This is a genomic window from Armatimonadota bacterium, from assembly GCA_023511795.1.
Taxonomy (GTDB): Bacteria; Armatimonadota; UBA5829; order DTJY01; family DTJY01; genus JAIMAU01.
The window spans coordinates 131,056-144,205 of record JAIMAU010000007.1 but is presented as its reverse complement, the minus strand read 5'-3'; the positions used below and the strand labels follow the sequence as shown (position 1 = coordinate 144,205).

Genomic DNA, 13,150 nt, shown 5'->3' with positions numbered 1-13,150 from the left:
AGGAAGGTCTTCGGTTTGCGATTCGGGAAGGCGGCCACACTGTGGGCGCCGGCGTCATCTCCGCATTGATTGAGTAACGAGACTGGGGGATTTTCATGGCAACCGATGCCAGAGTCATAATTACGCTTGCATGCACTGAGTGCAAGGCAAGAAATTACACGACTACAAAAAACAAACGCAGCGATCCCGACCGTATTGAGCTGCGTAAATTCTGCAAAGTATGCAGAAAGCACACGCTTCATCGTGAAGCAAAGTAGGCTGTACGGATTGCAACGGCAATTAAAAAGCGCCGTCTATTTACAATCCGCGTTGAATGTGGTAAGATAAATATGCAGTCCGCAGGGGCATAGCTCAGTTGGTAGAGCGCCGGTCTCCAAAACCGGGTGTCGTCGGTTCGAATCCGGCTGCCCCTGCCACTGACTTTTCTACCAAAATCTCAGCCGCTCCCTGTCACCTCGAGTTAAAGGTGTGCAGCGGAGCATTTTTATGATTCGCGCTCCTAAAAGGGCACAAGCGCAAAGGAAGTGACCTCATGGCAAACGGCACCAACAAGAAGGAAGGAACCTTCCAAAGAGTAGGCAGGTTCTTAAGAGAAGTTTGGCTTGAACTTAAGAAAACAACGTGGCCGACATATGACGAGCTCAAGAAATCTACCGCCATTGTAATCGCGGCGGTAGCGATTGTCACGCTTTGGGTAGGTGGGCTCGATTACCTGCTCAGTGTCATCACTCGGCGGTTTGGTTGGTAGCATGTTTAGAACGAGAGGCTAGGCGATCATGGAGAAGAACTGGTACGCTGTTCATACGTACTCAGGACATGAAAACAAAGTAAAAACTAATATCGAGCGTCGTGCCGAGTCTATGAACTTAAAGGACCGGATATTTCGCATTATTATCCCAACCGAGCCTGAGCTTCGGACTCGTGGCGGGAAGCGGCGCGAGGTCCAACGCAAAATTTTCCCAGGTTACATACTCATTGAGATGATACTAGATGACCAGACGTGGTATCTTGTGAAAAGCACGACTGGCGTAACTGGGTTCGTCAGCTCAGGAAACCGACCGGTTCCTTTGCAAGAAAAAGAGATTGCCAATATCCTAGCTGCCGTGGAGGGACCACGACAGAAACCTCGCGTTCAATGGGAAAAGGGGCAAGTCGTCCGTGTTACCTCCGGTCCATTTACCGACTTTACTGGCACCATCGAAGACGTGAATGTTCAGAAGGAAAAGCTGAGGGTGCTAATCTCAATCTTTGGAAGAGATACACCGGTTGAGCTCGATTTTGGACAGGTTGAGAAGATATAAGGAGAAATAACGATGGCAAAAAAGGTTCTAGGAGTGGTGAAGCTTCAAATTCCTGCTGGCAAGGCCACGCCTGCGCCGCCCGTCGGCCCTGCATTGGGTCAGTATGGCATAAACATGATGGAATTCATCAAGTCATACAACGAAAAGACGGCGGCTCAGATGGGCACAATTGTGCCAGTGGAAATCACCATATACGAAGATAGGTCGTTTACGTACACCCTGAAAACACCTCCCGCCGTGGAGCTACTGAAGAAAGCCGCCGCCATCGAAAAGGGGTCCGGCGTGCCAAATCGCCAGAAGGTGGGCAAGGTGACACGTGCTCAAGTGCGCGAGATTGCAGAACTCAAAATGCCCGACCTCAATGCAAACAGCATCGAAGCAGCGATGAGGATAATCGAGGGCACCGCAAGATCTGCAGGTATTGAAGTAGTAGAAGCTTAGCAGGGGCTTTGCCGCTGACTTACAGCAAACAGCCAAAGTCCCCGTGGGAGGTTCGCTCTTTACGAACCGAAAATTAACCACAAGGAGGAATGTAAGAATGCCTACTCATGGCAAAAGGTACAACGAAGCCGTAAAGAAAGTTGAGAAAGGAAAGGCATACGACCCAGAAGAAGCTCTTGCACTCGTAAAAGAGCTTGCTAGCGCAAAGTTCGATGAGACTGTTGATGTCGCAGTTCGCCTGGGCGTAGATCCACGCCATGGAGATCAAATGGTTCGCGGAACCACTACCCTACCACATGGCACCGGCAAGGTACGCAAAGTAGCTGTCTTTGCAAAAGGCGAGAAAGCCAAAGAAGCCGAAGAAGCCGGCGCAGATGTGGTGGGAGCCGAGGACCTTGTCAAGAAGATTGAAGAAGGCTGGCGCGACTTCGACATTCTTGTTGCCACGCCGGATATGATGAGCATGGTTGGCAAGCTAGGCCGAATTCTTGGCCCTCGAATGCCTAATCCGAAATCTGGCACAGTTACAATGGATATTGCAAAAGTTGTTCGCGACATCAAAAGCGCTTCTCGCGTCGAATACCGCGTTGATAAGGCTGGCAACATTCACATGCCAATTGGGAAAGTATCTTTTGAGAAAGAAAAACTTCTGGAAAACTTTGCGGCGCTGTTGTCGGCGCTAATCAAAGCCAGGCCAGCTGCAGCCAAAGGTCGATATTTGCGAAAGATTACTGTGTCTTCGACAATGGGCCCAGGCATTGACGTTGACATACAAAAAGCGCAAGCCATTGCCGAGCGCTAGTGAAGATATTTAAAAATCGCCAAGGGAGCATTCAATTTTCGGATGCTCCCTTAATTTTTGTCATCAATGGATAACCCTTTTAACGACAGAAGGCTCAAAGCTACTCTTATGAGATTCTGCCCAATGCCACTCTTCAATATGTGAAGCACATTTCTAACCAACTTTTGCAAAAGCTAGGTATTTGCCTTCAACCAATCTATCAGAGCCTCGCCTTCCTCCTTGGAAGAAACCCATACATCATACATAATACCCTCAGGCCTAAGATTGCGGTGGAATACTTTCACTTCATCTGGCGAGGCAGCTAAATACAATCCCTTCCCAGCTTTTTGGCACTCCAGCAGTAAATCCATCCACTCAATGAGTGGAGGATTACCTGCACCTGGTGTCCATTGAATTACCTTAATCTTTGGGATTGATAGGATATCCTCCAAATGAATAAGTGCACCTGGGCCATCATAATGATAAACAGCATTCACGACGTACTCTGATTCCTCAATAAGCGCAGGCAGAATCCATCTGCGGAAATGCTCTGGCCCAACCATGCAAGCGAAATCACACTGCAAAACTACAAACCGTTCCTCAGAATAAAATGGTAACCAGCCGATATATCCTCGCTCAAGTTGCCGCCCTGCCTTCTCAATGCCCTCAATGGCAATGCGGAACGCCTGGCAAACGGCTGTAATCGCCAAATCAATCTTCTCTGGGACATCAAGAAAATCAAAACATAGCGCCTCTGGACCTCGAAGTGCAGAAAGGGCATCCATATTGCTATGAATATCGGGAACACCAACAAGGAATTTCCCATCGCCAATCTCTGCTGCAATTCGCTGGAATTCAAGCATCCGCTCCCACCAAACCCCGTGGGGGTATCCAATCTCACGACCATCCACATCCCAATCTTGAATTACTGGCACAGACCAGCTTGTATCTCCCGCATCAGGATTGTATTGGAGATCAGCACCCAACCATGCTGCAAACTGGTCCGGACCAAAATTCGGCTGAATAAATGGTATTGCCTCACCTAGCCAATGAATAGTAGCAGCCGCCTCATCGTACTGCTGAGTTGCTAATCGAAAATCCTCTAGTCCATTGAGCCCACGTAAGCCCTTGGGACGCTTATCACCCTTCGGGGCTTTAATGGCAATGAGCGGCCTATCAATAATCTCCCCTGCCCAATAAGCCCGCCAATATTTCTTTGCCTCTTCAAAATCAGGTTTATATTCCAGCTTCAAGTTTTTCTTCCCTAAAGACCTCTGGCTTGTGCTTTGCAGATTATTTTTAAAGACCCTTTGTCTGTTTTCGCCCCTTACTAATGATGCAGGTTTTAATCTGCTGGCGAAGATAGATGCCGCGTGAATATGAGAGCTACATCGCAAGGAGCTTCATTGCAAAGTGTTATAATCTCTCCATAGCGGCTGTTTTCGTCAATCATATCTTCTCTAAAATATGATAATAGCAGGAGTTTCGGCTTTGTTCTTACTGCAAACTTGGCTATACCATCGAACAAGGTCCTTGACCTCTGGATATGCCGTCTTACAGTCAAACCATGCCTACGAACAATTTTCTCTGCTCCACTAAGAGTCGCTTGGGCATTTTGCTCTTCATCCGGCAAAGCAACGTCGAGCGGCTGTGTCCGTGGAACCTGGAGCACATAAAGTAGGTGAATTTCGGCTTTTTCCGCAGCTGCCTGGGTCGCGGCGAATTCAACAGCTTCCTCCCACGCACCAATCATTGGAACAAGCAGTGCAGGCTGGCATGGTCCCTCGCCAGACTCGGGAGCCCCAGTGCAAAATATGGCAACATCAGACTTCGTTTCTTGGAAGAAAGCGCTGATAACGCTGTAAAGCTCGTGACCACGCTCGAAATGGCTCTTAGGATAAGCTGCTAGGAGCAATTCAGGTTCAGTTTCTGAGACAAACTTCGTGATTCCCTCGATAGAAGTCCTCGAACGTACCGTAAGCTTGCGAATGGTTAAACCAGTTCGTTTGAGCCTTCGCTCTGCTTCAGCAAGAGTCTCTCGCGCCTGACGCTCCTTGTCAGGCAATGGTACTCCAAGTGGCAAAGCTCTTGGTACTTCTAAAACATAAAGGAGGTGTATCTCTGTTCTTCGGGCACGTGCCTGGGGTACAGCATATTCAAGAGCTTTCGCCCAATCGCCAACTAACGGCACAAGGATTGCCAGCCGGCGATGAATTTCAATAGCCGCCTCTCCTGCACCAACTGCCAGCGACTCCCGTGCCTCTTCTACGGTGGCCGCCAGCGGAAGTTGCGAGCGGGCCCCTGGAATTTGGCGGATTTGCTCTAGAATGTGCTCTGGAAGTCGGGCTACAACTACCCTTGCCCTTTGTGCTTCAATGTAGTCGCTAGCCTCTAAGAATGTGCGTGCACCGGTTTCGTCTATATCGGTGAGCCCATGGCCATCAATCACTATTCCATTTGGATACCGTTTCAGCTGCAAACTGACTGCCGACTTCAATGCCGGCCAGTAGTTCTCGCGAAGCGAACCACTGAGCTCGATGACATCGCCTCTTACGTGAATAATCATGATTTACCTTCGCCAGAATCTGCTACCTAGCGTTCTAAATAATAACGCACGTTTGTTGTCACAATATCGCGTCGGAACAGTAGCGTGAACTTCAACAGCAAACCCGATTGGTTGTGCAGCAACTTATGCCACCACTTTGCAGGCACAAATTCAGGTATAATCACAGTTATCAAGTAATTTTCCCTCTCATGCTTTGCTTCCTCAAGATATTCAAGAAGCGGTGCGACTAATGACCTATATGGCGACTCCAAAATTACAAGCGGAATGCCACCACTCCACTTTTCCCACCGCTCTATTAAAAGAGCGGTATCAACGGGATCTACCTCAATATGCAGAGCTCTTACATCCGCTGACAGCCCCTTGGCGTACTCAAGGGCTCGCAAAATACCCCTATGGAGTGAGGGAGTAAGCACAATGATTGTGTTCTTGATTGGAGTAAAGGAATCCTCCGGAGTCAGCCGAAGTTGATTTCCAAGCTGGATATAGTGACTGTGGATCTTCCAAAACATAAAACTGAACGAGGGAATCAAGATCAGAACAATCCAGGCGCCTTCGCGCGCCTTCATGGTTGCAAGCACAAGCGTAACAATGCCGGTTGCAGTTGCGCCAATGGTACTTATGGTAGCAGAAAGGCGCCATCTGCCTTCCTTGAGGCGGATGAAGCGCTTAGCCATTCCGCTCTGCGAGAGCGTGAAAGAAAGGAAAACACCGATTGCATATAGCGGAATTAGAGCATGCGTGTCCCCATGGAAGGCTACTATCAAGATTGAAGCGAGCGCGGCCAGCACAATTATACCATTTGAAAACACCAACCTATCACCAACATTGAAGAACTGTCGGGGCATGAAGCGATCACGAGCCATTATTGAAGCTAGCCTTGGGAAGCCAGCAAAACTAGTATTAGCCGCAAGAATAAGTATGGCACAGGTTGCATACTGAATATACTTATGAACCCAAGGGGCGAAATCGAAAGTCGCACGGGCAATCTGCGAGACGACAGTTTCATTTTCCTGCGGGACAACCCCTATTCTCCAGGCTAGATAGCTTATTCCCATGAATAGACTTCCAAGGATACAAGCCATAATCATCAAAGTGGTTGATGCATTCTTTGACTCTGGCGGGCGGAATGCCTGGACCGCGTTGCTTATTGCCTCTGTCCCGGTCATCGCCACACAACCTCCTGAGAACGCACGAAGGATAAGGAAGGTCGTAAGCGGCACTCCAGCCGCGGCAAGATGCCTTGCGGGTTGAACTTCAATGCCTACCGTATGCTCCCGGTATATCCCAACAGCTAGAAGTGCAAATGCTCCGACAAGAAAAGCATAGGTTGGTAAGGCAAACATTAAGCCAGATTCACGCACACCCCTAAGATTACCCAGCGTCAGAATTGCAACACCAATCAAGCACATTTCCACTCTATACGGCGCTAGGTCCTGGTGAATTGAGATAATTGCGGCAACACCAGATGCTATGCTTACAGCAACCGTTAGGGTGTAGTCAATGGTTAGGGCGGCTCCCGCGGTAAGCCCGGCTATATCTCCCAAGTTGTCACGTGCAACTATATAGGCGCCACCACCAGAAGGATAAGCATGTATTGTTTGGCGATATGATGTCGCAACAATAAAAAGTAGCAATACTATTGCTGCGGAAATCTCTACTACAAGCGGCGAGTGTATGGCTACCGAACCAGCAAGCACCAATATAAGGAGGATTTCCTCAGTCGCGTATGCCACTGACGAAATGGCGTCGGACGCTAATATTGGTAACGCAAGTACTTTTGGCAGTCTTTCATGAGCCGCACGCCATGATGGCAGAGGCGCCCCAAAGAGTATGCGACGAATCACAGATAACATATTAATCCTCTTCGTTTCTCTTCTCGCTGTAACGACTTTCAAGCTGTTAGAATCACAGTTTACTCGTTGTCTAGGTCTGCATTGCTTTTGTTGTTTTTCCCAATTTTGATGCGGTCGTCTTTCCTATTGTAGTAGGGCTTCCAAATATTGGAAACACTACCTAATTCTTATTCATCTGCAAAGTTTGTTTCTCCTTCAAAAAGAATACGGTTAGTGCAATTTCGGCAATTCCCGCTTAACTATTGACCTGAATCCTCCTATTTGATAATCTGTAATCGTTTCCTGCGACATGACTTAGGAGGGAATTAGATGTCAGGTCGAGCACCATACATCCTATTTATCGCTTTTACCTGCTTTTTGTTTGCGAATGCGCAATTATTGGCTGCAACTTCTACAGCCGATTATGACGAAATGATACGCACAGATGTTTTGGTTATAGGCGCCACCCCATGTGGAATTTCGGCCGCAATCGCCGCCGCTCGATGCGGTTCTAAGGTAATACTTGCCGAAATGAAGGATCACATGGGTGGAATGATGACGAATGGCCTTGGAAGAACAGACATCGGCCCGCGGAACACTATCAAGGGTATATTCGGCGAATTCATAAACAATGTCTACAACTATTATGTGAATACCTATGGTCCGGATTCGCCCCAAGTAAAAGCCTGTAGCAATGGGTACTATTTCGAGCCGCATGTTGCGGAGATGATTTTTAATCGCATGGTTAAGGCTGAAAAGAATATCAAGATTAAATATCACTACCGCCCTGAAGGCGTGCTTCGATATTTCAATCGCATACATGGCGTAAATTTCCTCGACACGAAGCATAATCGCCGCATCCAAATACGCGCTGGCGTATTCATCGACGCCACTTACGAAGGGGATATTGCGGCAATGGCTGGCGTGCCTTACCGAGTCGGTCGAGAATCGCGCTCGGAGCATGGAGAATCGTTCGCAGGCGTTCTCTACATGGATCACTATACTCGAATGGTGCTTCCTGGAACGACCGGTGATGGTGATAGGCGTGTTCAAGCATATAATTTCCGATTATGCCTAACGCGGGACCCAAACAACCGCGTGCTCCCTAAAAAGCCAGATAACTATAACCGAGACGAGTACCTTCAGGTTATTGAATCAATAAAAGCTGGACGGATAAAAACAGTACATGACATTCTAAATATCGAACCCATCCCAAATAATAAGTCAGATACCAATAACATGCCGAAGGCCCTAATATCCACTGACCTGCCTGAGGAGAACTATAATTACCCTGAAGCAAGTTATGAAGAACGCGAGCGAATAATAAAGCGGCATAAGGATTATATACTTGGCCTCCTATATTTCCTTCAAAATGATCCCGAGATGCCTGAGGCTTTAAGAGCGGAATGCCGCGAATGGGGCTTTGCAAAAGACGAGTATCCGAAGAATGACAATTTTCCAAGACAAATCTACGTACGCGAAGCTAGACGAATATATGGTTTGTACACTTTCACTCAGCACGACGCGATGCTGGCGCCTGGACTAGAACGTGCACCAATACATACCGATGCCATTGCATGCGGTGGATATTCGATGGATTCTCATGCAACGCGAAAGAAAGAACCAACCCACGACACCACGATGGAGGGCTTTTTCTACCTGGGCCCAATTACTCGCCCATACCAAATTCCCTACCGAATTATGGTTCCTGAGCAGATAGATGCACTACTTGTGCCTGGGGCAGTCTCCGCAACCCACATCGGCTTTGGAACGTTAAGGATGGAACCTGTATGGATGGCTATGGGCCAAGCTGCTGGGACAGCCGCACACCTCGCGCGCCGACTGCAAATTGAGCCCCGTGAAGTCCCGGTTAACCGCCTCCAGTCGTGGCTTGTCGACCAAGGCCAGATTTTGACAACCTTCTCCGATATCCAAGGACCTGGAGACGGTGTCTCTGAGCAAGCTTGGAAGTCGATGCAATTCTATGGCACGCGTGGATTTTTCACCTCCTATGAAGCAAAACCGAAAGAAACTGTCACGCGAGGCATAGCAGCACAGTGGTTGATGAGCTTGATTCGGATTGGCGATTTTATGCCATCTTATGGACCCACTGTGAAACACTCTGGCGGTGGAAGTGCTGAATCGAGCTTGAAACAGCTTGAGGATTTGAAGATTATCCCAGCGGCAGGAGACCCTTCTGCCGTGCTCACAGAATCAGAGTTAGGTTTGTGGCTCTCCAGAATCGAACCCTGGATTGATGGCTCGATTGGCGACAAATGGGCTGAGCGCGTCAAACCATTAGCTCCATTTGCCGAGTCTGCGCCGGCTATCAATGACGTTCCGGTCACTCGAGCTCGTTTCTGCGAGGCATTATTTTCGAAATTTAGAAGTGCAACTCCAGCAAAAATCCCATAAACCTGTTGAATAGAAAGCGTTATTAAAAAGTTCTTAACAACTAATAAAGCCCGCGGGATGCCTCCGCGGGCTTTCGCTTTCCTACTTCAAACAAGGCAACAGCTGGGAATTACTGTTGCCGAAAACGCCATCGGCTGAAGAAATTGTTGGCACTCGATGTTTAGCAATTTGAGGTTTTTGACGCAGATGGCAAATCAAACAAGGTTCACCCCATTATTACCTTGCTACTCCTCAGCTTCCTCTTTCTCGTGTTCCTTTTCCATTAGAATGCGCATTTCCTCAAATTCAGCGTGAGCCGTCTCATGGTCTATTTCGCCTGCAAACCTATCGCCTATGCTGAAATCAACCTCATCAGAATCGGTCTCCATTGCACTCTCCAAAGGGATTGGAAAAGGCAGAGACCATTTTTTCTCATCTTCGTTGCAATCGGTTTCGTATTCCTCTGCTTCCTCTTCCGTAGCTGCTGTGTCAGCCTCAGGACTCACATCCGTAGAAGGTATTGGCCCAATAAGCTCGAGCGGATCTACCTGTGAAAGCCGTTTAATGATATCGGGTTCCTCCATGCCTTCATCCGCTGGCGGATCTGTTGGAAGCATCTCCTCAGCTGAGTCCTGCCAATCGAATTCTATTTGGCTCTCATCTGGCGTATCCATCAACTCAACGTCAAGCCCTAGCCGCTCTTCTTCAGATGGACCGTGGTGATGCGGATAACTCAGCTCTTCCTCAGGATCAAACGGCAGATTATCCAAGTTGATATCATCCAGCGAGTCTACATCGTCCACAAAAGCAGATTCTCTCTCTTCTCGCGCCTCGATTAGGTCGCTGAGATTCTCTACGATGTCATAATCTCGTTTTAGGCGGTCTTCATGAGCCACCTCGGCATCCTCCTCCACATCAAACAAGCTGCACTATGGTTCTGCCGTCCTCGGTTTCGATATCGAGTGCTTCCATCCGTCCTTCCTCATCTTCTTTTACCCAGAGCGCAACGGCTTTGCCCACTTCATGCGCAAGAGCGGTAGGCTCTCCTCCTTCGGGATCACCAACAATTACCGTAATTTTAGTTTTGTCATCTCTGATATCCGGTTCTAGCGCAATAAGAGGTTTTCTATCAACCAATCGCTGAGGACCCAACTCGTTACTTTCAAAATCAACAGTTACGTTTCGCGTCTGATACTTGGCACTAAAAGACGATAGGAATTCCTCCCATCGCTCGCGCGGTATCTGAATGGTGCTCACGGTAGTCAGCCTCCTTTATTCAATCTCACGCTAATTACTGCCGTTTGACTAGTTTTTTGCATAAAACCTTGTTTCAATAATTATGTACCATTCGGAGGCCTTTCGCGAAACCTAGGAGGCCGCATGCTCACTCAAGCAACTTAGAGAAGAAGGGAATAAAGACCGAAGGCATAAACTACTACTCTCAAAGGAGCTAACAAGCTTTGAGTAACTTAATTTGTAATCATTGCGCTATGTGAAGCCAATTGTGGAGAAGGAAATATATGCGGCCGATGAGGAGCGACATACGTGCCATGACCGTAAACCCGAACATAGCGCCAAAAGCAAACATAAGACACCAACGGCCTAACTGAGCCGGCGCACGGCGAATAAGACTTTTGTGTTCAAAGGAAAAGAAGAAGTAAGCCATTACAGCCAACAAGACAATTATGAACAATGCATTGTTGGCTATCTCAGTTGCTGTCAGGCCTTGGCCATACAGCGGCTTAAACGATGCTGAAATGCGGTCGATATTTACTCCCACAAATCCTTTGAACGCGCCGCCTGCAACCAAACCTAGGAGCACTCCAAATATAATTCGGCTAATCCAAACATATCGGCGGCTGTAAATGAAATAAAACATCGCTCCGGCAATTAGGGCGAAAATCCAATACCACCTGCCTTGGGTGATTTGGTCCCACCAAGCGGGCTTCAACATCTCAACCCATGTAATGAAAATACCATAGCCGGCGGCCGCACCAATAAAGACATGCTCAGCAATGCGATAGATGGGGTTTTCTTTATATAAAATGGAGTATATTGCTAGCGTACCAAGTGCACCAATCCAGATTGTAACTGCTGTTGTAATGTGCGAATCTGAAAGCCAATGGAACATGGTGCTACCTCTCTCTCCTTCGGCGGGAGCTGACATAGCCAATGTTGCCGGCAATTATAAGAACGACGATTAACAAATGCGATGTTGACAACGCCCCAGCCGCGCGAGTTGCGAAACCTTCTGCGTTTAGCAGCTTTTCATATTCAGCCGCCCCTTTCATGCCCATTAGCATCCCCTTTATTTGACCTGCGTCAAGCGAGTTGAAACCTTCGGGCGCGATAATTGCTGTTGGGCCATACACCATTGGCGTGCGATATGAACCATATATATATGCGATCCAGGTATCCAACTCCCCCGATGACGTGATATCAGCAATTACACCGATGTCGTTAATTGTATTGACATTCCGCATCATCGGTATTTTGTTCATTGGCGTGCCATAGGCATCCGTTTTGAAAGTTCCTTTGATATCCCTTGGGAACGACTGGAGGAGCGGTACTAAATTCGAGATAGGCTGGTAGCCCCAATGCACCCAATCTACCCCGTACTTCTTCCCGTACTTCTTTGCCAATGCTTTTGCTTCATCAGTTGCCAGTTTGCTACCCTGTGGATCAAATGGTAGAAGAGCAAATTTCTTGTTTTGCATAAAGAGCTGTCGCATCATCGCGGAGGTCTCCGGTCCTGTTTCTGCGACAGTCCCTGCCCCCCAATAAACAACGATTAAGGCTATCTTGTCATTGGGCATCTTATCAAAGGTGTCGTAGACGCCTTTTACCGCAGGGGTGACCACGACCGGCAAGTTTATTCTCCAAATCAATGGCACAGCGATTGCCACCACCAACAGGGCATACATGATACGTCGGTCTATGTATTGTAGCCGCTCAAAGACGTTCATAGTTCTTGTCTGCAAAAAATTATTCGATGCCTAACTTTCTATAATTCCCTTTCAAAAAAGCTCCCGCGCTCCAAGCTCAGCCATTGTCTAAGCGCCATCGCCAATGCGCCAACTTCGATGCCAAACCAAATTCCGCGCTGAGCTGCCATGTTGGGCTGGGATAGTATCCAATAACTCAAATTTTCAAGCCTTAGATTGCGCAGAGGTCCAACCTCCGGCAGACCACTAGTAATGTATGCACCAACAGGGACTTGGCCAACCATTACAATAAAAGCCGCCAAGAGCATCAAAGTAGCCTCTGCGGAACGTATTCGGAATGCCCTGTACGCCGCAGAAACGATATAGAAGCCGATTGTGGAAAACATGGTTGCTCCTAACGACGCGACTATGCCCTCGAAAAGCATATTATATGTGTTCTCTGCTGCCCTTGAAGGACAATAGTATGACCAAAAGCCGGCGCCAGCCATCGCAAAGAAAGAAATAAAGAATACTAAGCTATAAAACCAGCCAGCCCGATTGCGAATTACATTGCCGCCGTGAAAACGAATAAGGTTAAACGTTCCTAAGCCGAGCGCAAAGGCGTAAACAACCTTTGTTGCCTCGCCAAGCTTAATCCTTAATGGCGTGAGGAAATTCATTTGGGTTTTTGGATCGGCTGGGTAGAAAAACTCTACAGAGTAAATCAAACCAGCGATAAAGGTTAGCGCAACTATCAACGGCCTTCGGAAACGCACCGGGACAAGCTGAAGTAAGCCAAACAAGATTCCCCCAAAGATTAGGAAATCTCCCAATACTCCAAGCACCCAAAGCCACTGCGGTGCACCAGGTTTAATTAAAAAACGCGTAAACAATTGCCTCGATTCCTACCT

Annotated in this window: 15 protein-coding genes and 1 tRNA gene; 8 read left to right on the top strand and 8 right to left on the bottom strand. The window is 48.0% G+C overall.

Features of this window, described 5'->3' with window-relative positions:
- The 7 genes from K6T99_08380 to rplA all read left to right on the top strand — a co-directional run.
- Positions 1 to 77, top strand: a 77-nt coding sequence (locus K6T99_08380) for an elongation factor Tu (protein ID MCL6519834.1), incomplete at its 5' end; no start/stop codon positions are given.
- 18 nt (positions 78 to 95) lie between these two features.
- Complete coding sequence (gene rpmG / locus K6T99_08375; protein ID MCL6519833.1) at positions 96 to 257, top strand: 50S ribosomal protein L33; 162 nt, start codon at positions 96 to 98, stop codon at positions 255 to 257.
- Positions 258 to 340: 83 nt separating this feature from the next.
- Positions 341 to 416 (top strand) — tRNA-Trp (locus K6T99_08370).
- Positions 417 to 532: 116 nt separating this feature from the next.
- Complete coding sequence (gene secE, locus K6T99_08365) at positions 533 to 748, top strand: preprotein translocase subunit SecE (GenBank protein MCL6519832.1); 216 nt, start codon at positions 533 to 535, stop codon at positions 746 to 748.
- Positions 749 to 776: 28 nt separating this feature from the next.
- A complete protein-coding gene (gene nusG, locus K6T99_08360) occupies positions 777 to 1,301 on the top strand; it encodes a transcription termination/antitermination protein NusG (GenBank protein ID MCL6519831.1) in 525 nt (174 codons plus the stop codon).
- Positions 1,302 to 1,313: 12 nt separating this feature from the next.
- Positions 1,314 to 1,742, top strand: coding sequence for a 50S ribosomal protein L11 (gene rplK / locus K6T99_08355; protein MCL6519830.1), 429 nt, complete (start codon positions 1,314 to 1,316; stop codon positions 1,740 to 1,742).
- A 97-nt stretch (positions 1,743 to 1,839) separates the two neighbouring features.
- Entirely contained in the window at positions 1,840 to 2,544 is a 705-nt protein-coding gene (rplA, locus tag K6T99_08350) for a 50S ribosomal protein L1 (protein ID MCL6519829.1), read from the top strand.
- 173 nt (positions 2,545 to 2,717) lie between these two features.
- Here rplA and K6T99_08345 read toward each other — a convergent pair whose 3' ends face one another.
- The 3 genes from K6T99_08345 to K6T99_08335 form a co-directional block, all read right to left on the bottom strand.
- On the bottom strand, positions 2,718 to 3,776 hold the full coding sequence (locus tag K6T99_08345; protein ID MCL6519828.1) for a hypothetical protein: 1,059 nt from the start codon (positions 3,774 to 3,776) through the stop codon (positions 2,718 to 2,720).
- 92 nt (positions 3,777 to 3,868) lie between these two features.
- Positions 3,869 to 5,089 (bottom strand): universal stress protein, encoded by a 1,221-nt coding sequence (locus K6T99_08340; protein MCL6519827.1) that lies wholly within the window; start codon positions 5,087 to 5,089, stop codon positions 3,869 to 3,871.
- A 26-nt stretch (positions 5,090 to 5,115) separates the two neighbouring features.
- The gene (locus K6T99_08335) at positions 5,116 to 6,942 is read right to left on the bottom strand and encodes an APC family permease (protein MCL6519826.1); all 1,827 of its coding nucleotides are present in this window, start codon (positions 6,940 to 6,942) and stop codon (positions 5,116 to 5,118) included.
- A 309-nt stretch (positions 6,943 to 7,251) separates the two neighbouring features.
- On the opposite strand from K6T99_08335, the gene K6T99_08330 reads away from it, so the two are divergent.
- Positions 7,252 to 9,336 (top strand): FAD-dependent oxidoreductase, encoded by a 2,085-nt coding sequence (locus tag K6T99_08330; protein ID MCL6519825.1) that lies wholly within the window; start codon positions 7,252 to 7,254, stop codon positions 9,334 to 9,336.
- Between the two features lie 224 nt (positions 9,337 to 9,560).
- On the opposite strand, the gene K6T99_08325 is transcribed toward K6T99_08330, so the two are convergent.
- From K6T99_08325 to K6T99_08305, 5 genes are all read right to left on the bottom strand, one after another.
- Entirely contained in the window at positions 9,561 to 10,211 is a 651-nt protein-coding gene (locus K6T99_08325; protein ID MCL6519824.1) for a hypothetical protein, read from the bottom strand.
- 19 nt (positions 10,212 to 10,230) lie between these two features.
- Positions 10,231 to 10,572, bottom strand: coding sequence for a DUF5335 domain-containing protein (locus tag K6T99_08320; GenBank protein MCL6519823.1), 342 nt, complete (start codon positions 10,570 to 10,572; stop codon positions 10,231 to 10,233).
- 223 nt (positions 10,573 to 10,795) lie between these two features.
- Positions 10,796 to 11,446, bottom strand: a complete 651-nt coding sequence (locus tag K6T99_08315) for a hypothetical protein (protein MCL6519822.1) — start codon at positions 11,444 to 11,446, stop codon at positions 10,796 to 10,798.
- A 4-nt stretch (positions 11,447 to 11,450) separates the two neighbouring features.
- Positions 11,451 to 12,281 carry a hypothetical protein gene (locus tag K6T99_08310; protein MCL6519821.1) on the bottom strand — a complete coding sequence of 277 codons (831 nt, stop codon included), beginning with the start codon at positions 12,279 to 12,281 and terminating at the stop codon, positions 11,451 to 11,453.
- A 38-nt stretch (positions 12,282 to 12,319) separates the two neighbouring features.
- Positions 12,320 to 13,132, bottom strand: coding sequence for a hypothetical protein (locus K6T99_08305; GenBank protein ID MCL6519820.1), 813 nt, complete (start codon positions 13,130 to 13,132; stop codon positions 12,320 to 12,322).
- Positions 13,133 to 13,150: the final 18 nt, after the last annotated feature.